Below are 18,855 nucleotides of genomic sequence, written 5' to 3'. Positions count from 1 at the left end.
CAGGTGTGCGGATGCCCGCCCGCCGCTGCACTCAACCGGGCTGGCGGTCGACTTTTTGTATCGGAATATGCGGGAGATATCGCAGTATGCGATAACCGGTGTAGTAGAACGATTCCCTGAGCAGAAAAGGCAGTTGCGTTTGCCAGGAACGATATCGGCTTGTGGTGGTGGGCGAGGACCAGCTCACAATATCGTTATCGTGTGCGATAAGCCGCATGCGCAGCATATGCAAAGGATCGCTGACCAGCAGCGCGGTTTGCATATTCTGGCGTGTCATGATTATTTTGGCGTTATGGATATTTTCACGGGTAACGGTAGAGTGCTCATCGATAAAAATGACCGATTCAGGGACACCCCGATTCAAGAGATAATTTCGGGCGATGGCGGCATCGGACTCGGTTGCGCCATTACTGAGACCGCCTGTCAGGATCAGCGAGTTCACCTTACCTTCCTGATATAACCAAATCGCGTGGTCTAATCTGGCGGTAAAAACCGGGCTGGGGGATTTTTTATTGATACCGGCTCCGGCAACAATCGCGCAATCTGCCTTGCGTGTCTGGTCCTGTTGGCTAAAGCGGTAAATCGCGATGGCGTTATAAATGATCACGAACGCCGCCGTGACGAGCCCCAGCAGTATCCATTTTCCTGCTCCCTTTATTTTCACTGGCTTTTCTCCCGCCGGTTGCCGTATCGCATAGCATTGCCAGTTTGCCGTGAAATGGCAACGACATGCTGGATATAAGGCGGAAAATTAGGAAGTTAAAAATGACCGACCCATAGCCAGGCTACGGGTCGGAGAGGGTAAAACTTACTGCCCGTAATAGGCTTTTGCGCCGTGTTTGCGCAGATAGTGTTTGTCCAGCAGTGTCTGTTGCATAGCCGGGAGCTCTGGCGCGAGCTGGCGGCAGAAAATGCCCATATAGGCCACTTCCTCCAGCACGATGGCGTTGTGCACCGCGTCGTCGGCGTTTTTCCCCCAGGCGAACGGCCCATGTGAGTGCACCAGTACGCCGGGCATTTGCGCCGGATCGATACCCTGCTTTCTGAAGGTTTCAACGATCACGTTGCCGGTTTCCCACTCGTATTCACCGTTAATTTCGGCATCCGTCATTTTGCGCGTACAGGGAATGGTACCGTAGAAATAGTCTGCGTGGGTGGTTCCGGTCGCCGGAATGGCCTGGCCGGACTGTGCCCAGATGGTAGCGTGCCGCGAATGGGTATGCACAATGCCGCCAATGGTCGGGAACGCCTGATAGAGCAGGCGATGCGTTGGGGTGTCGGAAGAGGGTTTCTTTTTCCCTTCCACGACTTCCCCGGTTTCGAGACTGACCACCACCATATCCCCGGCGGTCATGACGCTGTAATCGACCCCGGACGGTTTAATTATCAGTACGCCACGTTCGCGGTCAACGGCGCTGACATTGCCCCAGGTGAGGGTCACCAGATTGTGTTTTGGCAGCGCCAGATTGGCTTCCAGTACTTGCTGTTTCAATGCTTCTAACATGCTTTCCTCCAGGAAAAAGCGGCCTGCCGGAGCAGGCCTAATGTTCCCCTGTTAACGTTTGGAGCCGTAATACACTTCGTTCCAGCGCAAAGCGTCTTTAAAGGCAGGCAGGCGAGTTTCGTTATCGATAGTCACAATTTCGATACCATGTAGCTCAGCGAACTGGCGCATGTCATCAAGGTTCAGGGCGTGGCTGAACACGGTATGGTGCGCGCCGCCCGCCAGAATCCAGGCTTCGGAGGCGGTCTGTAGATCCGGCTGTGCTTTCCACAATGCGTTCGCAACCGGCAGTTTCGGCAGATCGTGCGGTGTCTTAACGGCATCAACGCAGTTCACCAGCAGGCGGAAGCGATCTCCTAAATCGATCAGGCTGGCGTTAATGGCCGGGCCGGTTTTGGTAGAGAAGATCAGGCGTGCCGGATCGGCTTTACCGCCAATGCCGAGGTACTGGACATCCAGGATCGGTTTCTCATCCAGCGCGATAGACGGGCACACTTCCAGCATGTGCGAGCCGAGTGCCAGATCGTTGTTCTCTTCGAAGTGATAGGTGTAGTCCTCCATAAAGGAGGTGCCGCCCTGCAGACCGGTCGACATCACCTTCATGATGCGAAGCAGAGCGGCAGTTTTCCAGTCGCCTTCGCCCGCAAAGCCGTAGCCCTGCTGCATCAGGCGTTGAACCGCCAGGCCCGGAAGCTGTTTCAGGCCGTGTAAATCTTCGAATGTGGTGGTAAAGGCGTGGAAGCCCCCCTGTTCCAGGAAGCGTTTCATACCCAGCTCAATGCGTGCGGCATCAATCACATTCTGACGCTTGTCGCCGTTCACCTGTGCGGCTGCGGTCAGGCGGTAGCTGCTTTCATACTCGTCGACCAGCGCGTTAACATCACCTTCACTGATGCTGTTCACTACCTGAACCAGATCGCCCACACCCCAGGTGTTGACGGAGAAACCGAACTTGATTTGTGCGGCTACTTTATCACCGTCGGTCACCGCCACTTCACGCATGTTGTCGCCGAAACGGCACACTTTCAGATGACGGGTATCCTGTTTGGACACGGCCTGACGCATCCAGGCACCAATACGCTGGTGCGCTTTTTTGTCCTGCCAGTGGCCGGTCACCACCGCATGCTGTTGGCGCATGCGGGCGCCGATAAAGCCGAACTCACGGCCGCCGTGCGCGGTCTGGTTCAGGTTCATAAAGTCCATGTCGATGCTGTCCCACGGCAGGGCAGCGTTAAACTGAGTGTGGAATTGCAGAAGCGGTTTGTTGAGGATTGTCAGGCCGTTAATCCACATTTTTGCCGGTGAGAAGGTATGCAGCCACACCACCATACCGGCGCATTTGTCGTCATAGTTGGCGTCACGACAGATATTCGTTATCTCATCCGGCGAGGTGCCGAGCGGCTTAAGAACCAGTTTGCAGGGCAGTTTGGCCTCAGCGTTCAGCGCGTTAACCACTTGCTCGCCATGCTGCGTCACCTGACGCAGAGCTTCGGGTCCGTAAAGGTGTTGGCTGCCAATCACAAACCAAACTTCATAATTATCAAAAATCGTCATTATTGTGTCCTTAGTGAGTGAGCGCTGCCTGCGTTGCTGGCGCAGCTACAGGGAGATAGTGAAGCTCGGCGCTTTTCGCCCATTGCTGGTAGCGGCGGTAGAGTTGTTCAAAGCGTTGAGCCTGCGCAGGTGCGGATTGCAGCGTGTTTTCGATCTGGCTGGCCATTTGCTGCTGTGCGGCAGGAATATCGGTATGAACCCCTGCGGCGACGGCGGCAAAAATAGCCGCACCGAGTGCACAGCATTGATCCGAGGCGACAATTTGCAGCGGGCGATTAAGCACATCGCAGCAGGCCTGCATGATGACGCGGTTTTTACGGGCGATCCCCCCCAGCGCCATGACGTTGTCCACCGCAATACCTTGCTCGGTGAAACATTCCATAATGGCGCGTGCGCCAAAGGCAGTAGCGGCAATCAGCCCGCCAAAGAGCGCCGGGGCATCGGTTGCAAGATTCAGGTCGGTGATCACCCCTTTCAGGCGCTGGTTCGCGTTCGGCGTACGGCGGCCGTTGAACCAGTCGAGGACAACCGGCAGGTGTTCCAGCGATGGGTTTTGCGCCCAGGCCTCTGTCAGGGCTGGCAGCAGTTGTTTCTGGCTGGCTTTAATTTGCGTCTTCAGTTCAGGATTTTGCAGCGCCAGTTGCTCCAGCGGCCAGCCGAGAATGCGGCCAAACCAGGCGTAGATATCGCCGAACGCCGATTGACCTGCTTCCAGACCAATAAAATCGGGTACCACGCTGCCATCCACCTGACCACAGATGCCTTTCACGGCACGGTCGCCGACGCTCGGCTTATCAGCGATAAGAATGTCGCAAGTCGATGTACCAATGACTTTGACCAGCGTGTTGGGCTGTGCGCCTGCGCCTACTGCCCCCATATGGCAGTCGAACGCGCCGCCGGAAATAACCACCGTTTCCGGTAAGCCAAGGCGTTGCGCCCATTCCGCCGTCAGCGTGCCAACCGGAATATCGGCGGTATAAGTGTCGGTAAAGAGTGGGCAGGGCAGGTGTTTGTTGAGGATTGGATCCAGTTCATCGAAGAAGCTGGCGGGGGGTAAACCACCCCAGCTTTCATGCCACAGAGATTTATGCCCGGCGCTGCAGCGACCACGGCGGATATCCTGCGGACGGGTGGTACCGGAGAGCAGGGCTGGCACCCAGTCGCACAGTTCAATCCACGATGCGGCAGCCTGGGCGACATTGCTGTCGGCGCGGGTCACGTGCAGGATTTTTGCCCAGAACCATTCGCTGGAATAAATCCCGCCGATGTAGCGTGAATAGTCGACTTTACCCGTTGCGTGGCACAGGGCGGTGATCGCTTCGGCTTCTTCGACCGCCGTATGATCTTTCCACAACACAAACATCGCATTGGGGTTGTCTGCAAATTCCGGACGCAGTGCCAGAACCCGGCCTTCTGCGTCGACAGGAGCAGGCGTTGAACCGGTGCTGTCCACGCCAATGCCTTTGACCTGGGCACGCTGTTCAGGCGTCAGTTCTGCCAGCACGCTTTTAAGCGCCATTTCCATCGACTCGATATAGTCCCGGGGATGGTGGCGAAATTGATTATGTGCCGCGTCGCAGTAACGCCCTTCTTGCCAGCGAGGATACCACTCCACGCTGGTGGCGATTTCTGCCCCAGAGGTACAGTCCACCGCCAGTGCGCGAACGGAGTCGCTGCCAAAATCGAGGCCAATTGTGATTGCCATCGTGTTGCTCCATGAAGAATAACCTTATGGAGAAACATAGTGATCGGCGGGAAAAAGCGTCAGGCAGGATTCGCTAATCTTATGGACGAAAATGCTATGGGAGTGCAAAGTGTGACCGTGTGCAAAAATTCCATGTGGACATTTTAATCGCCTTTATAGACACTTTGGTTGACCGTTTTTGTCCCCTTTGCGTCATAAAAATGGCGTAATTGCTTTTATCTGGCGGGGTTAAAAGTGGCGGCGTTTTCCTTGTGCCTGGTCAAAACGCCTGATTAATGAAAAGCGTATCAATATGGACAATTGGTTTCCTTCATGATGCCCGGAGTATCGAGTTTATGGCTGAGTCACAAAATGATCCTCTGTTGCCTGGTTACTCGTTTAACGCCCATCTGGTGGCGGGGTTGACCCCTATCGAGTCCGAGGGCTATCTCGATTTCTTTATCGATCGTCCGCTGGGAATGAAGGGGTACATTCTCAATTTCACCATTCGCGGTGAGGGGGTCATCAATAACCACGGAAAACAGTACGTTTGCCGCCCCGGCGACATGATTTTGTTCCCGCCGGGAGAAATTCATCACTATGGCCGCCACCCGGATGCCAAAGAGTGGTATCACCAGTGGGTCTACTTCCGTCCGCGCGCCTACTGGCATGAGTGGCTAAGCTGGCCAACCATTTTCGCGCAGACTGGTTTCTTTCGCCCGGAGGAGCCCTGGCTGGCGCAGTTTAGCGAACTCTTTGGGCAGATTATCGATGCCGGGCAGAGCGGAGGGCGTTACGCAGAATTGCTGGCGATAAATCTGCTCGAACAACTGTTATTGCGCCGTATGGATGCCATCAATGAATCATTGCATCCGCCGCTCGATAACCGCGTTCGCGACGCCTGCCAGTACATCAGCGATCATCTGGCGGACAACCATTTTGATATCGCCAGCGTCGCGCAGCATGTGTGTCTGTCGCCGTCCCGTCTCTCGCACCTGTTCCGTCAGCAATTGGGGGTGAGCGTGCTGAGCTGGCGTGAGGATCAGCGTATCAGTCAGGCGAAGCTGCTGTTGAGCACTACGCGTATGCCAATCGCCAGCGTGGGGCGTAATGTCGGCTTTGAAGATCAGCTCTATTTCTCACGCGTTTTTAAAAAATGTACCGGCGCCAGCCCCAGTGAATTTCGTGCAGGATGTGAATAGAGCGTAAAGATAGGCAAGGAGTGGCCCGGCAACCTGTCATAACCGGCAAAATATTCAGATAATTGAAGCTTGACCCTCAGGGTATGCGCCTGGAGAATTCCAGCTTCATTTTTTGACCGGAAAACATATGCAAGCACTGCTGGAACACTTTGTTACCCAATCTACGGCCTATACGCTGATTGCGATTGCGCTCGTGGCTTTTCTGGAGTCGCTGGCGCTGGTGGGGCTTATTCTACCGGGCACCGTGATGATGGCGGCACTCGGGGCGCTGATTGGCAGCGGTGAAGTGAATTTCTGGCACGCCTGGATGGCAGGGATTGTGGGTTGTCTGCTGGGGGACTGGATCTCATTCTGGCTCGGCTGGCGTTTCAAAAAACCGCTGCACCGCTGGTCATTCATTCGCAAGAACAAAGCGCTGTTGAATAAAACCGAACATGCGCTGCATCAGCACAGCATGTTCACCATTCTGGTGGGGCGGTTTGTGGGGCCGACGCGTCCGGTTGTGCCGATGGTCGCGGGCATGCTTGATCTGCCGGTCACGAAGTTTATCCCGCCTAACATCCTTGGCTGCCTGCTGTGGCCGCCTTTCTATTTCTTGCCTGGTATTCTGGCGGGAGCGGCGATTGATATCCCGGCAGGTGAGCAGAGCGGTAACTTTAAATGGCTGCTGCTGCTCGCAGCGGTGCTGCTCTGGCTGGCGTTCTGGATGTGCTGGCGCCTGTGGCGTAGTGGTAAAGCCGGACTGGATCGTTTAACGGTATATCTGCCGCGTCGCCGATTGTTCTGGCTGGCGCCGTTGCTGACGGTGGGGGCCGTGTTTGCGGTGACTATTCTGGTTCGCCACCCTTTAATGCCCATCTACCTGTCTATTTTGCAAAAAGTGGTTACCTGATCCCAAGCAGCGAGGAGACAGGCGCGTTGCCGCTGAGCAGTTCGTCTGTTTTCCCGTCCCAGGCGATACGACCATCGGCTATCACCAGCGCGCGCGACGCGATACGAGCGGCATCTTCCACATTGTGCGACACCATCAACAGCGTTAACTGCTGGCGATGACAAACCTCTTTTACCAGTGCAAGCATCTCCTGGCGCAGGGCCGGATCGAGCGCGGAGAAGGGTTCATCCAGCAAGAGCACGGGTTGTTCACGCACCAGACAACGGGCAAGTGCCACACGCTGCCGCTGGCCGCCAGAAAGCTGATCCGGCATGCGGCCAAGCAACGTATCCAGCCCCATAGTGCTGGCAATGGCCTCAAGTTTTGTATTTTGCGCAGAAGACAGTTTTAGGCCAGGGTTCAGCCCCAGACCAATATTTTGCCGCACCGTGAGATGGGTAAAGAGGTTGTTCTCCTGAAACAGCATCGACACCGGGCGCCGCGAAGGTGGCGTGCGCGTGTGATCGCTATTCTCAATCATAATGACGCCGCTGGCCGGGGAGAGAAAACCGGCGATTAAATTCAGCAGCGTACTTTTCCCGGCCCCACTAGGCCCAAGCACGGCGACCTGTTCGCCCTGTTGGATCGACAGCGTAAAACGCATGGGTAAATGTTGATACAGCCAGGTTACATCAGTCAGTCTTAGCATGGCGGCCCGGAAGTTTTTCGATAAGGGTGAACAGTAAAAAGCACAGTAGCAGCAAAATCAGCGCGGTAACCGCACCATCCTGCGTGCGATAGGCGCCAATTTGCTGATAAAGATAGAAGGGCAACGTACGGAAATCGTCATTGCCAAATAACGCCACAACGCCAAAATCACCAATCGACAACACGCAGGCAAATGCCAGCGCTTGCGCCAGCGGTGCTCTAAGGGCACGCAGTTCGATGACCTTTAATCGATTGAAACCTTCAATACCCAGAGACTGACAGAGCAGGCTGTAGCGTGCCGTCACATCCCGCATGGGGTTCTCCAGTACTTTCAGGGCATAGGGGATAGCCATCAACGCATTGGTGAAAATCACGATGCCATCGGCGGACGAAGGCAGGCCGATGCTGTTGTTGAGCAGCAGGAAAAAGCCGGTCGCCAGCACAATACCAGGCATCGCCAGAATTAGCATGCCGCTCATCTCCAGCGTTTGTCCGGCCAGTTGATGCTGGCGGGCGCGTAGCTCACGGCTGCTCCAGAGCAGCATCATGGTTAACGTGACACACAGCAACCCCGCTCCCAGGGCAATGCGCACAGAGGTCCAGATTGCCTGCCAGAGCACGGGCTGGGCAAGCACATGAAAAAGGCTGAGGTTCAGGCCATCGATAATGACCGCCAGCAGGGGGGGCAACAGAAGAAGAAGCGCCAGTGCGATGAGCGTGTAGTCGGCGATACGGCTGAAAAAGCGATCTTCCGGGTTGCGCCAGCCCTGAATCTGATGGCTGCCCACGGAAATGGCCTTGCTAAGGCGCTGGCTAAGCAGAACCAGCCCCAGGCAGCAGATCATCTGAATTAACGCCAGCAGTGCCGCGCGGCCCGGGTCGAAGTCGTAACTCAACGCCTGATAGATAGCCAGTTCAATCGTCGTCGCTTGCGGGCCGCCGCCCAGCGACAGCACGGTGGCAAAGCTTGCAAAGCAGAGCATGAAAATCAGGGCGGTGACAGGCGGGAGCTGGCGGCGTAGCCAGGGCCACTCGACATAGCGGAAGAAAGACCAGCCGCGCATACCCAACTGCGCGGCCAGTTGTCGCTGCTCGCCGGGGATCTGCTCCAGCGTCTGGAGCAGCAGACGGGCCGCCATCGGCAGGTTAAAAAAGACATGCGCCAGCAGAATGCCAGGCAATCCGTACGGTGAATATGTCCACTCCAGGCCTGCTGCGCGAAACGCCGAGGCAAGCCAGCCCTGGCGGCCATAAACACTCAGAATACCAAATACCCCAACCAACACCGGGAGGATCAGCGTCATGGCGCACAGACGCAGCAGGGCAAGACGGCCAGGGAAGCGTCGCCGATAGAACGCCCGGGCGAGAAAGATAGCCGGTGCGACGGAGAGCAGCGCCGACAGAAAGGCCTGCCAGAAAGAGAAACGCACGACATGCCACAGATAACTATCGTGCAGAAGTGCCGCCAGATCGGCCGCGGGAGCGTTTTGCCAGAGCGCGAGAAACGCGGAGAAGGCCACTGCCACCATCAGGGCAGCGGCGGCCAGTCCGGGAACCAGCCAGCCGAAGGTTAGCGGCTGACGGCGCGTTGCCATGCGTTAATCCATTCGCCGCGCTGGGTTGCGACGTCTTGCGGGGTATATTCCAGCGAGGTCTGCGGTTTCACCAGTGTGTCGAATGCGGCGGGAAGCGAGACATTGCTGACCGGGTACATCCAGTTGCCGGTCGGGATGGCATTCTGGAATGCCGGAGAGACCATAAATTTCAGGAACTTCTCTGCCAGTTCCGGCTGCTTGCTGGCGGCGGTTCGGGCTGCGACTTCAACTTGCAGATAGTGGCCTTCGGTAAATGCTGCGGCTGCGTAGTTGTCTTTCTTCTCTTCAATGATGTGATAGGCCGGAGAGGTGGTATAGCTCAGCACCAGGTCGCCTTCCCCTTTCAGGAACAGACCGTACGCTTCGCTCCAGCCTTTGGTGACCGTCACGGTTTTGGCTGCCAGTTTTTGCCAGGCTTCCGGGGCTTTATCGCCGTACACTTTCTGCATCCACAGCAGCAGGCCGAGACCTGGTGTGCTGGTACGCGGATCTTCATAAATCACACGCCATTTCTGCGAGCTTTCTACCAGCTCTTTCAGGCTCTTTGGCGGATTTTGCAGTTTATTTTTGTCATAAACGAACGCGAACCAGCCGTAATCGAAAGGAACGAAGGTGTCGTTTTTCCAGCCGCCAGGCACGGTAACGGCGTCGGGTGAAATACCGCTTTTGGCGAACAGTTTGGTCTGCGTGGCGGCTTCAAGCAGGTTGTTATCCAGCCCCAGCACCACGTCCGCTTTGCTGTTTTTACCTTCCATACGCAGGCGGTTAAGCAGCGATACGCCATCTTCCAGCGCGACAAATTTCAGTTCGCAGTTGCAGTCGGCTTCGAAGGCTTTTTTTACCGCTGGCCCCGGTCCCCATTCCGCAGAGAAGGAGTCGTAGGTGTAAACGGTCAGGGTCGGTTTCGCGAAAGCAGGCGCTGCGGCAAGCAGCAGGAATGGTAGAACTTTTTTAAGCACTTTGCACCTCAAAAATGGGTGGCAAAGAGGATTTAAGCGATAGCCTCAAATCCCTTCGCCGGCGTTATCCGGATCAGGTTCGACGGGTATTTTCTCAGCACACGCTTTTGGCGCAGCACCCCGTTGAGCACCGCGCCATTGTAATGATTTTGTAAGTTTTCTGAAAGCGCCCCTTCATCATTCAGCAGGAAGAGCCGGAATCTTATTGATTACGGGTCCGGCGGGGCGAACCATGCGGATTTAAAGTCAAACCAGCCAAGGGTGTTCATACGCAGACCGCGCATACTGCGCTGGCCCTGAATCCGTAGCCAGTGGTGAATCAGCGGTACCATGGCTTTGCTTTCCAGTAACTGCTGGCACCAGACGGCCAGATTCATTTTACCAGCGCGCCAACGCTCAGCATCGGCCTGCCAGTCCAGCGGAACGCAGTGTTGAATCAGCGGAACTTCATACAAATGCGTGAAGAGAGAAAAATCGAGCGGCAGCGTGAAGTTGGCGCTATTAAGCCAGATATCACTGACGATATCGCCACGGTGCCACTCTTCATAATCCACCTCTTGTATCTCCAGGCGTACATCATGTTGCGCCAGTAGCTTGCTCATGGTGTTGGCAATGGCTTTATGCTCGTTGTGATCGCGGTAGAAGGTCAGCGTGAGCGATTCCAGCCCCGCCGGTTTTTCACCACTGCCTGGTCGCGCATGGTGCCAGCGCGGCAGCAGTCCGTACGCCGGGAACCAGTACTGCTGATAGTGTTCTTCAGCGTGATAGAGCAGCCGGGTAGGAGAGAGCACCTGGCTTATCCAGTCGCGAACCCCCTGGTTTGCTCCCCGGTGCGAGCGTGCGTCGAAGAGCAAATAGTAACAGCCTTCTTCAAGGCGGCTTTCGACCGCTTTTTCACCGTCGGTTGGCCCGTCGATTGTCAGGCCGCCGTTCGGTTCATCACCAATTTCCGGCAGTACCCAGACATTGACTTCATCAATAAGCGCGCGATACCCGAAGTAATCATCAAACGCATGGATTTTCAGTTGGTTATTGTTGTTGCGGGTGACAGCGTAAGGCCCGGTGCCGACCGGATGGCTGGCGAAGTTGGCCATCGAGTTCCACTCCTGCGGCAGGATCATGGCGGGTACATGCCCCATCAGCCAGGGCAGCCAGTTATCCGGTTGTGAAAGATGAATATCCAGCGTCCAGGGCGTCGGGGAGATAACCTGAGTGATATGCGAATAGAGCGGCAGCGTACAGACGCGTTCGAGGGACGCAATGACATCGCGCATTTCGAGTTCACGACCATGGTGAAAATGGATGCCGGGGCGCAAATAAAAACGCCAGTGGAGTGGCGTGAGCGCTTTCCAGTGATGCGCGATATCGGCTTCCAGTTCCCCATTTTCCTCATTTATGCGAGTCAGAGCGCTAAAAATTTGCCGCGCCATGTGGGTTTCAGAGCGCCGCAGGGCGGTGCCTGGCAGTAGGTTACGCAGCGGACGGTAGTACAAAACCCGCAGAATATGCCGCCCCTGGCGGAAGCTGCGGCCCAAATGCGAGATCAGCATCTGGCGGACGGCGCTCTTATCACCCACCAGTTGAACCAGTTGCTCGATACGATCCTGCTCCAGCAAATCCTCTGCCCGCTGTTGCTGTAAAGCGAGGCCGGTATAAAGAAAAGTCAGGCGCGAACGCTTGCCGCGACCGGCTTCAGCCTCCCACGTCAGCCAGCCGCGCTCTTGCATGGTATTGAGCAGGGTCCGCATATGGCGACGGGAACAGCTCAGCAGATCGGCCAACTCATTGAGCGTTGTCTCCTGAGATTTCCCGTCGCAACATTGCCACAGACGAATGAACTGTTGTTGCAGGCGACCTGATGGCATAAAAGGGGAACTCCTGATGAAAAGTCAGCAATTTATTTATCCCTATATTAAGCCAATAATCTTCCGTGATGAAGCGAGGAGGTGGTTATGAAGAGATCGTCTACACAGCAATTTTACTTAGCGTATTTTCGTGCGACGCAGAATGCGTCCCGGCTCTTTCGTTTGAGTACGAATCAGCGGCTGAAAATGCTCGAAGAATTAATGCAGTGGGAAGTGACAATCCCGGTCTCGAAACCCTGAAACGCGTCCATCATGTGTGACTGAGTATTGGTGCTAATCACCACGCCAGCAGTTATTATCTGCTGGCTTTTTTCGTTTCTTTCGCATGCAAGGGATCTTTATGCTCTGGTTAGTCACGATGGGACGTCGCCTGAATGGGGTCTTCATCGCTTTTATGATCGTCGCGTTTATGATCGGCGTTGCTGGTGCTTTGCAGGCCCCAACGCTGAGCCTGTTTCTGAGTCGCGAGGTGGGGGCGCAACCGTTTTGGGTTGGACTGTTTTATACCGTTAACGCCATTGCCGGGATCCTGGTCAGCCTCGGGCTGGCAAAACGCTCTGACCAACAGGGTGATCGCAAAAAACTGATTATGTTTTGCTGTCTGATGGCGGTGGGTAACGCCCTTCTGTTTGCCTTCAATCGACATTACCTGACCTTAATCACCTGTGGCGTGATGCTGGCGTCGCTGGCCAGTACTGCTATGCCCCAGCTTTTCGCGCTGGCGCGGGAATACGCAGACAGTTCGGCGCGTGAAGTGGTGATGTTCAGTTCGATCATGCGTGCGCAAATTTCGGTGGCATGGGTTATTGGCCCGCCGATGGCATTCATGCTGGCACTCAACTATGGCTTTACCGCCATGTACTCGATTGCCGCAGGTATCTTCGTTATCAGCCTGGTACTGGTGGCGCTCTGGTTGCCCTCCGTGAAGCGAATTGAACAGCCTGCGGATATTGCCGTCACGGAAGTCAGTGGCTGGGGCAATAAGAACGTCCGTATGTTGTTTATCGCCTCGACGATGATGTGGACCTGCAACACGATATACATCATTGATATGCCGCTGTGGATCAGTAGCGAGCTGGGGTTACCGGACAGCCTGGCGGGCGTATTAATGGGAACGGCCGCGGGGCTTGAGATCCCGGCAATGATCCTGGCAGGTTACTACGTTAAGCGCTTTGGTAAACGCAGGATGATGGTCAGCGCAGTGGCGGCGGGCGTGGTCTTCTATGCAGGGCTTATCATGTTCCATAGCCGTGAAGCTCTGCTTGGTCTGCAGCTCTTTAACGCTATCTTTATTGGGATTATTGCCGGTATAGGCATGCTATGGTTTCAGGATCTGATGCCAGGCCGCGCCGGGTCCGCAACGACGCTATTCACTAACAGTATCTCTACGGGGGTGATCCTCGCCGGGGTGATACAGGGCGCGCTGGCACAAAGCTTCGGCCATGCGAAGGTGTACTGGGTGATAGCGGTGCTTTCGCTGGTGACGCTTTTTCTGACCAGCCGGGTCAAAGACGTTTGATGCGAAAAACGCTCCCGGCTGACTGTTGCCGGGAGCAGTGGGTTATTTCAGTACAATACGTTTGATATCGCCAATGATAAAAATATAAGCGACAACGCCAATGAGTGCCGTCAGGCCAATATAGATAAGCGCGTAGAAGAAATTCCCGGTACCTGAAATAATAAACCCTATGATCAGCGGCGTAATAATGGACGCCATATTAGCGCAGAAGTTAAAGATCCCACCTGTCAGCCCCGCCATATTTTTCGGCGCAATATCGGAAATTAACGTCCAGCCTAGTCCGACCATGCCCTGGCCGAAAAAGGCAATCGACATAATCACAATCACCAGCGTGTTATTCGATACCCAGTTCGCTGTGATAATACAACTAGAGAGCAGCAGGCCGGAGATGATCGGCAGCTTCCTGCTGATATTTACCGATGCGGTTTTCTTCAATAATTTATCTGAAATCCATCCGCCAAAAATGATACCTACCGCCGCCGAGAGAAACGGCCAGGTCGCAAAAAAACCGACGTGCAACCACGGGAGATGCCGCTCGTGGGCAAGATAAGTGGGAAACCATGTCAGAAAGAACACCAGCGTGGTGTTACCTGCAAATTGCCCTAAGCTGGCGCCAATGACCTGTCGGCAACACAGCAGTTTTTTGGCATCCGGCCAGTTAAAAGGGATGTTTTCACTCCCTTTTTCTTTATTACCGACGCCAATGTATTCCAGCTCTTCTTTATTTGCCGTTGTTGATTCGTGGGGCTCTTTATAAAATTTCCACCATACAAACGTAAAGGCGATGCCGAGTGCGCCGGTGATGAAAAATAATGTTCTCCAACCGTGGTGCTCAAGGATTAAAAATAAAATCGGCGAGAAAGCGGCCAGGCCAATATATTCTCCAACGGTATATGTTGCCGTTGCCCGGGCGCGTTCATGCTGTGGAAACCATGTTCCTACGACGCGACTGTTAACCGGGAAACAGGGGGCTTCACTGATCCCCAGGCCTAAACGAAATAGCAGTAGAGATTTTAAGCCCACTGAAAAACTTTGCAGTAAGGTAAAAGCCGACCAGAAAAAGATAGAAAGGGCGTAGGTTATTTTGTTTCCGAAGCGATCTAAAAACATGCCTCCAGGGATTTGTGCCAGCGCGTAGGTCCAGGCAAAGGCCGAGAACACAATACCCATCATGGCGGGATCAATATGGATCTCATTGCTGAGTGCCGGAGCGACAATGCCTAAGATAGTCCGATCCAGATAATTGATCATCGTACCGATAGATAATAACAATAAAATTACAATTCTCGCTTTGGTTCGCTTTTGTTGGCCTGCTAAAGGCACAGCACTTTCCTGGCTGATACTTGTCCTCATAGTAGTTTCCTTTAATATTTAAAATATTTTTGCATATTCCTTAATATGCAGAAATACTTTATCTTCCTGCTCTTTATTTTCACGCTATAAACTAACGCTTAACATATTATTCACCGCATCATATGAATATTTGATATTGCCCAAGAATTCATGTTTTACCGACAGGGGATGACCGCTGCTGTGCTATATTGAATGCAATATCAATCTTATATTATACGGTCAAAAATAATGAACCTAAAGCAACTTTATTATTTTAAGCGATTATCGGAAACGGAGCACTACACTGAGGCGGCCTCCAGTCTCTTCATCACTCAACCCTCCCTAAGCCACGCTATCTCTGAGCTGGAGAAGGAATTGGGCGTCTCCTTGTTTGCCAGAAAAGGTCGAAATGTCGAAATTACGCAAAATGGAAAACGCTTTCTTCCCTATGTCGAAGATGCGCTAACGTCGCTGGAAAATGGCCGAATGACCTTGCAGAAAAGTGGCCTGGAAAATAAGGAGAATATTCGCATTGCCTTTATATATACAATGGGTGAATATGTTGTCCCGCAGCTAATTCACAAATATTCTATACTTCCTGCCCGACATAATGTGACCTTTTCCTTTACTCAGGGGACGTCACTGACTTTATTGCAGGAGCTGAAAGCTGGCAAGAGCGACTTAACGATTTGCTCATATATCCCGGATGAACCGGATATTGATTTTATCCCTATTATTCAGCAGGAATTGGTCGTCGTCACTGCGAAGGATCATCCACTGGCCCGCTTGTATCAACATGAAGTGGACCTTGTGGAGACGATTCATTACCCGTATGTTTACTTTTCGGAGAACAGCGGCTTACGTCCGTTTATTGATAATGTCTTTATGCAGCAAAAACTGGTACCTGATATTGCCTGTTATGTTGATGAGGATACGGCGATGGCGGGGCTGGTCAGTATTGATTACGGTATTGCGATCATGCCAAGAATTTCTGCGCTCTCGTATTATAACGTCCATATTCTGGCGATTAAAAATAAGATCCCGCCGCGTTATATCTATCTGGCGACTATGAAAGATCGCGTGCTTTCACCAGCGATTCAATCCTTTAGAAACTTTATCATTGATGACAGCCAGCAAAAACGCTAACAAGAAAACCCGGAGACAGGCTCCGGGTTTTCTTGTTTTAGTACAGAATATCCATCATTTCACGCAGTTCTTTGATGGCGATTTGCCCTGGTGCCGAGGCCTGGCCTACGGTACCGAACGTCATTGCTGAACCAAACAGGCGACCCGTTACACGACTGACGCCCCCCATTTTTGCCATCGACATGGTAATAATGGGGCGTGTCGCATATTTCTCTTTCATGGTCAGCGTGGCAGAGAGCAGTGTCAGTACATCCTGCGGCGTTTGCGGCATAACCGCGATCTTCGGCAGATCTGCGCCCAGCTCCTGCATGCGGCGAAGACGATAGATGATATCTTCCTGGGCGGGTGTTTTGTGGAAATCATGATTACTCATGATGACTTTGACACCGGCGCCATGGGCCGCATCGATTACTGCACGAATATGCGCTTCATCGTTGAACAGCTCAATATCAATAAGATCGGCCAGACCGCTGATGGCTGCCTGACGATTAAGCTCGAAATAGGCCTCATCGCTGATTTCTGTTTCGCCGCCTTCTTTTTTGCTGCGGAAGGTAAACAATAGCGGAATATCAGCCAGAATCTGACGAATGTCGCTGAGCGCCTGTTGCACAAGCTGCGGTTCGCGGACTTGCGTAAAGTGGTCGACACGCCATTCGATAAGATCGACACCTGCTGTGGCCAGAGTACGTGCATTTGCTTTCAGTTCGTCGAGCGTTTTGCCGATCAGCGGCACACAGATAAGCGTGCTCCCTTCCTGAAAGGTGATGTTTTTAACCGTTACTGCATTAGTCATGTTGGTATCCATAATATTCTCGCCGAACCGTCAGGCTGTGGCGGTTGCGCGGACCGTTTTTTGGGCAGCGCGAGCCTGAAACTGACGATAACCGATGTACAGCGCAATCACAAAGCCGATTATGGCGATAATCAAATCAAACCACATAATGCTGGCGATGCTGATTTTGGACAGTTTCGCCGTGATCAACGGGATCGTGAAGCTGGCAATACTGCCTGCGGTGTAGAAGATCCCGGTGGCTTTACCTTTCCCTTGCGGGAAACTCATTGCCATGATGGTTGCACCCAACTGTAATACCCCGCCTGCGGCTGAGAAACCGATCACGAAAGCAAAACCGGTGACAATCATCGGCGTCGGGAACATGCAAACAATCAACAACGAAATCATCGAGATGCCGGTGTAGAGAATCATCGCAACGGCAGAGTTAATGACGTTTTTCACAAAGGTCGCGGTGACAAACACACAGGTCAACGAGCCCGCCGTGTAGATACTCAGTAACTTGATTGCTGATTCGTAGGGAATACCCGCAACGAACTGACCGTACTGCGCCAGCCACTGACTGACCAGGTAAAAGGTCGCCATACCAATATAGCCATACAGCGTGAACACCAGCATATCCATGGTACCGGCATCTGACTGCCGTGTTGTCGCTGCGCCAGGTTTCTCTGCGGTCTCTTTTTTGGCCCCGTTGTCAGGAAAGGGCATTTTTATCAAATAGATGGCGCTAATCACCATCAACACAGCCGCAATGATAAATGACCAGCCAAACCACAGGTTTGCCCAAATCAACAGGCTAATAATGAAGGGCAGCAGGAATTGCCCGGCCGAGACAAACGCTTTGATTAACACATTCGCACGGCTTGCTGAGTTCGGGAAAGATTCCATCAGCGCCGGGTAGGTCCCGGAGTCGAGGAAGCTGTTCGCCAGGCCAGCCAGGATGCCAAAGAAATAGGCAACATAGATATTTTTGGTCAGCAAAATGCCTAAGAAAAATAGCAAATAGCTCAAAATACCCAGATAGATAAAAGGCTTACGCCCGTAGCGATCGGACAGAAAACCCGTCACGATGGTGGCGAGTTTGCCGATACCTAAGGACGAAATAACAATCGAAACGCCGGCTCTGTCTGTTCCCCACTGTTCCTGTAAATTCGCCATGTTGAGGGTAATTAATAGTACCCCCATGCCATGGATCAAATAGTTGAGGTACAGCCCGGCCGCGGTTGGGACATATTTATTTTTCATCATGTTTACCCTTAAAAAAGGATATTTTTGACGTAATCGACCGGCATTTCTTTACCTGTCCAGATTTCAAAGGCTTTCGCCCCTTGCCAGAGCATCATTCCCAGACCGTTGAGCGTGCGGCAGCCTTTCTTCTCAGCCACTTGCAACAGGTGGGTTTTGCGCGGGTTATAAATCACGTCAGAGACGATCAGGTCAGGGCGCAGGAAGCTGTCGTTCGGCAGCAGCATCTGGCCTTCAAACGGTTTCATACCCACACCGGTAGCGTTGGTGAGGATCACACTGCTATCGATTTCCTGACGCAGTTTGTCGTGATCGGCCAGATCGTACAGATGAATTTCACAGTTAGTGTTATTGCGGATCTTGGCGACAGTTTGCTCCGCATTGGCGAAAAATTTGTCTTTCTGGTTGAAAATGGAGATCGCTTTTACGCCATCCAGTGCCGCCTGAACGCAGAGTGCCGTTGCCGCACCACCCGCACCCAGGACCGTCATTTTCTTGCCGATGATATCAATACCTTCTTCAGCTAGTGCGCGCATATAACCGGTACCGTCGGTGATATGACCCGTCAGTACGCCATTGTCATTAACCACGGTATTCACCGCACCGACCAGTTCTGCCGCCGGGGAAAGTTTGTCCAGGTATTGGCAAATGGCAGTTTTGTTCGGCATGGAGACGTTAAACCCGCGCAGTTTAAGCGCCCGGAAACCCTGTACAACATCTTTCAGCTCCTGGTTGTCTACTTCAAATGCCAGGTAGACATAATCCAGACCCAGATGCGCAAAGGCTTCGTTATGCATTGTCGGCGACATGCTATGGCGAATCGGCGTTGCTATCAGTCCAATCAGCTCAGTGTGACCCGTAATACGTTCAGCCATGATAAA

17 protein-coding genes and 1 riboswitch are annotated in these 18,855 nt (G+C 53.4%); of the genes, 5 read left to right on the top strand and 12 right to left on the bottom strand.

All coding sequences use genetic code 11. The features are described from left to right. Nucleotides 1–31: 31 nt before the first annotated feature. The 4 genes from ABU190_RS14915 to araB all read right to left on the bottom strand — a co-directional run bounded on the left by ABU190_RS14915 (nt 32) and on the right by araB (nt 4,763). Entirely contained in the window at nt 32–658 is a 627-nt protein-coding gene (locus ABU190_RS14915) for a YdcF family protein (protein ID WP_354691774.1), read from the bottom strand. A gap of 150 nt (nt 659–808) precedes the next feature. Then, entirely contained in the window at nt 809–1,504 is a 696-nt protein-coding gene (gene araD / locus ABU190_RS14910; protein WP_079497267.1) for an L-ribulose-5-phosphate 4-epimerase, read from the bottom strand. A gap of 51 nt (nt 1,505–1,555) precedes the next feature. Continuing rightward, nucleotides 1,556–3,058, bottom strand: coding sequence for an L-arabinose isomerase (gene araA / locus ABU190_RS14905; RefSeq protein ID WP_039078337.1), 1,503 nt, complete (start codon nt 3,056–3,058; stop codon nt 1,556–1,558). A gap of 10 nt (nt 3,059–3,068) precedes the next feature. Then, on the bottom strand, nt 3,069–4,763 hold the full coding sequence (gene araB / locus ABU190_RS14900; protein ID WP_354691713.1) for a ribulokinase: 1,695 nt from the start codon (nt 4,761–4,763) through the stop codon (nt 3,069–3,071). 335 nt (nt 4,764–5,098) lie between these two features. On the opposite strand from araB, the gene araC reads away from it, so the two are divergent. Beyond that, complete coding sequence (araC, locus tag ABU190_RS14895; RefSeq protein ID WP_039078339.1) at nt 5,099–5,944, top strand: arabinose operon transcriptional regulator AraC; 846 nt, start codon at nt 5,099–5,101, stop codon at nt 5,942–5,944. Between the two features lie 127 nt (nt 5,945–6,071). Then, nucleotides 6,072–6,836 (top strand): DedA family protein, encoded by a 765-nt coding sequence (locus ABU190_RS14890; RefSeq protein WP_079497263.1) that lies wholly within the window; start codon nt 6,072–6,074, stop codon nt 6,834–6,836. On the opposite strand, the gene thiQ is transcribed toward ABU190_RS14890, so the two are convergent. The 4 genes from thiQ to sgrR all read right to left on the bottom strand — a co-directional run bounded on the left by thiQ (nt 6,829) and on the right by sgrR (nt 11,942). Next, on the bottom strand, nt 6,829–7,524 hold the full coding sequence (thiQ, locus tag ABU190_RS14885) for a thiamine ABC transporter ATP-binding protein ThiQ (RefSeq protein WP_354691712.1): 696 nt from the start codon (nt 7,522–7,524) through the stop codon (nt 6,829–6,831). The genes ABU190_RS14890 and thiQ overlap by 8 nt on opposite strands. Then, nucleotides 7,508–9,118: a thiamine/thiamine pyrophosphate ABC transporter permease ThiP gene (gene thiP / locus ABU190_RS14880; protein WP_354691711.1), complete on the bottom strand. Its 1,611-nt coding sequence runs from the start codon at nt 9,116–9,118 to the stop codon at nt 7,508–7,510. The genes thiQ and thiP overlap by 17 nt, the downstream gene beginning before the upstream one ends. Beyond that, nucleotides 9,094–10,077 carry a thiamine ABC transporter substrate binding subunit gene (gene thiB, locus ABU190_RS14875; protein WP_039078343.1) on the bottom strand — a complete coding sequence of 328 codons (984 nt, stop codon included), beginning with the start codon at nt 10,075–10,077 and terminating at the stop codon, nt 9,094–9,096. Before thiB ends, thiP begins: the two co-directional genes overlap by 25 nt. Before the next feature lie 32 nt (nt 10,078–10,109). Continuing rightward, a riboswitch (TPP riboswitch) is annotated at nt 10,110–10,210 on the bottom strand. 76 nt (nt 10,211–10,286) lie between these two features. Continuing rightward, entirely contained in the window at nt 10,287–11,942 is a 1,656-nt protein-coding gene (gene sgrR, locus ABU190_RS14870) for an HTH-type transcriptional regulator SgrR (protein ID WP_354691710.1), read from the bottom strand. Between the two features lie 87 nt (nt 11,943–12,029). Here sgrR and sgrT point away from each other — a divergent pair, with 87 nt between their 5' ends. Then, nucleotides 12,030–12,182 carry a glucose uptake inhibitor SgrT gene (gene sgrT, locus ABU190_RS14865; RefSeq protein ID WP_072039723.1) on the top strand — a complete coding sequence of 51 codons (153 nt, stop codon included), beginning with the start codon at nt 12,030–12,032 and terminating at the stop codon, nt 12,180–12,182. 100 nt (nt 12,183–12,282) lie between these two features. Then, a complete protein-coding gene (locus tag ABU190_RS14860; RefSeq protein WP_354691709.1) occupies nt 12,283–13,461 on the top strand; it encodes a sugar efflux transporter in 1,179 nt (392 codons plus the stop codon). Between the two features lie 42 nt (nt 13,462–13,503). On the opposite strand, the gene ABU190_RS14855 is transcribed toward ABU190_RS14860, so the two are convergent. Next, nucleotides 13,504–14,814: an MFS transporter gene (locus ABU190_RS14855; RefSeq protein WP_039078346.1), complete on the bottom strand. Its 1,311-nt coding sequence runs from the start codon at nt 14,812–14,814 to the stop codon at nt 13,504–13,506. A 228-nt stretch (nt 14,815–15,042) separates the two neighbouring features. On the opposite strand from ABU190_RS14855, the gene ABU190_RS14850 reads away from it, so the two are divergent. Then, complete coding sequence (locus tag ABU190_RS14850; protein ID WP_354691708.1) at nt 15,043–15,939, top strand: LysR substrate-binding domain-containing protein; 897 nt, start codon at nt 15,043–15,045, stop codon at nt 15,937–15,939. A 37-nt stretch (nt 15,940–15,976) separates the two neighbouring features. On the opposite strand, the gene aroD is transcribed toward ABU190_RS14850, so the two are convergent. Genes aroD through ABU190_RS14835 form a run of 3 tightly spaced genes read right to left on the bottom strand, consistent with a single transcriptional unit; the run spans nt 15,977 to nt 18,849 of the window. Next, complete coding sequence (gene aroD / locus ABU190_RS14845; protein WP_354691707.1) at nt 15,977–16,732, bottom strand: type I 3-dehydroquinate dehydratase; 756 nt, start codon at nt 16,730–16,732, stop codon at nt 15,977–15,979. A gap of 30 nt (nt 16,733–16,762) precedes the next feature. Beyond that, nucleotides 16,763–17,974 carry an MFS transporter gene (locus tag ABU190_RS14840; protein ID WP_296414358.1) on the bottom strand — a complete coding sequence of 404 codons (1,212 nt, stop codon included), beginning with the start codon at nt 17,972–17,974 and terminating at the stop codon, nt 16,763–16,765. Nucleotides 17,975–17,985: 11 nt separating this feature from the next. Then, nucleotides 17,986–18,849, bottom strand: a complete 864-nt coding sequence (locus tag ABU190_RS14835; protein ID WP_039078349.1) for a shikimate dehydrogenase — start codon at nt 18,847–18,849, stop codon at nt 17,986–17,988. Between the last annotated feature and the right edge of the window lie 6 nt (nt 18,850–18,855).

It is taken from the genome of Phytobacter sp. RSE-02, assembly GCF_040578655.1.
Taxonomy (GTDB): Bacteria; Pseudomonadota; Gammaproteobacteria; order Enterobacterales; family Enterobacteriaceae; genus Phytobacter; species Phytobacter diazotrophicus.
This window is presented reverse-complemented; position numbering and strand designations above follow the sequence as displayed.

Bases quoted from the DNA above. Each gene is read 5' to 3' on its own strand.
- araD (WP_079497267.1), bottom strand. From the start codon at position 1,504: ATGTTAGAAGCATTGAAACAGCAAGTACTGGAAGCCAATCTGGCGCTG.
- araB (WP_354691713.1), bottom strand. From the start codon at position 4,763: ATGGCAATCACAATTGGCCTCGATTTTGGCAGCGACTCCGTTCGCGCA.
- ABU190_RS14850 (WP_354691708.1), top strand. From the start codon at position 15,043: ATGAACCTAAAGCAACTTTATTATTTTAAGCGATTATCGGAAACGGAG.
- ABU190_RS14860 (WP_354691709.1), top strand. From the start codon at position 12,283: ATGCTCTGGTTAGTCACGATGGGACGTCGCCTGAATGGGGTCTTCATC.
- ABU190_RS14840 (WP_296414358.1), bottom strand. From the start codon at position 17,974: ATGAAAAATAAATATGTCCCAACCGCGGCCGGGCTGTACCTCAACTAT.
- ABU190_RS14890 (WP_079497263.1), top strand. From the start codon at position 6,072: ATGCAAGCACTGCTGGAACACTTTGTTACCCAATCTACGGCCTATACG.
- ABU190_RS14855 (WP_039078346.1), bottom strand. From the start codon at position 14,814: ATGAGGACAAGTATCAGCCAGGAAAGTGCTGTGCCTTTAGCAGGCCAA.
- sgrR (WP_354691710.1), bottom strand. From the start codon at position 11,942: ATGCCATCAGGTCGCCTGCAACAACAGTTCATTCGTCTGTGGCAATGT.
- thiQ (WP_354691712.1), bottom strand. From the start codon at position 7,524: ATGCTAAGACTGACTGATGTAACCTGGCTGTATCAACATTTACCCATG.
- araA (WP_039078337.1), bottom strand. From the start codon at position 3,058: ATGACGATTTTTGATAATTATGAAGTTTGGTTTGTGATTGGCAGCCAA.
- aroD (WP_354691707.1), bottom strand. From the start codon at position 16,732: ATGACTAATGCAGTAACGGTTAAAAACATCACCTTTCAGGAAGGGAGC.
- sgrT (WP_072039723.1), top strand. From the start codon at position 12,030: ATGAAGAGATCGTCTACACAGCAATTTTACTTAGCGTATTTTCGTGCG.
- ABU190_RS14835 (WP_039078349.1), bottom strand. From the start codon at position 18,849: ATGGCTGAACGTATTACGGGTCACACTGAGCTGATTGGACTGATAGCA.
- thiP (WP_354691711.1), bottom strand. From the start codon at position 9,118: ATGGCAACGCGCCGTCAGCCGCTAACCTTCGGCTGGCTGGTTCCCGGA.
- araC (WP_039078339.1), top strand. From the start codon at position 5,099: ATGGCTGAGTCACAAAATGATCCTCTGTTGCCTGGTTACTCGTTTAAC.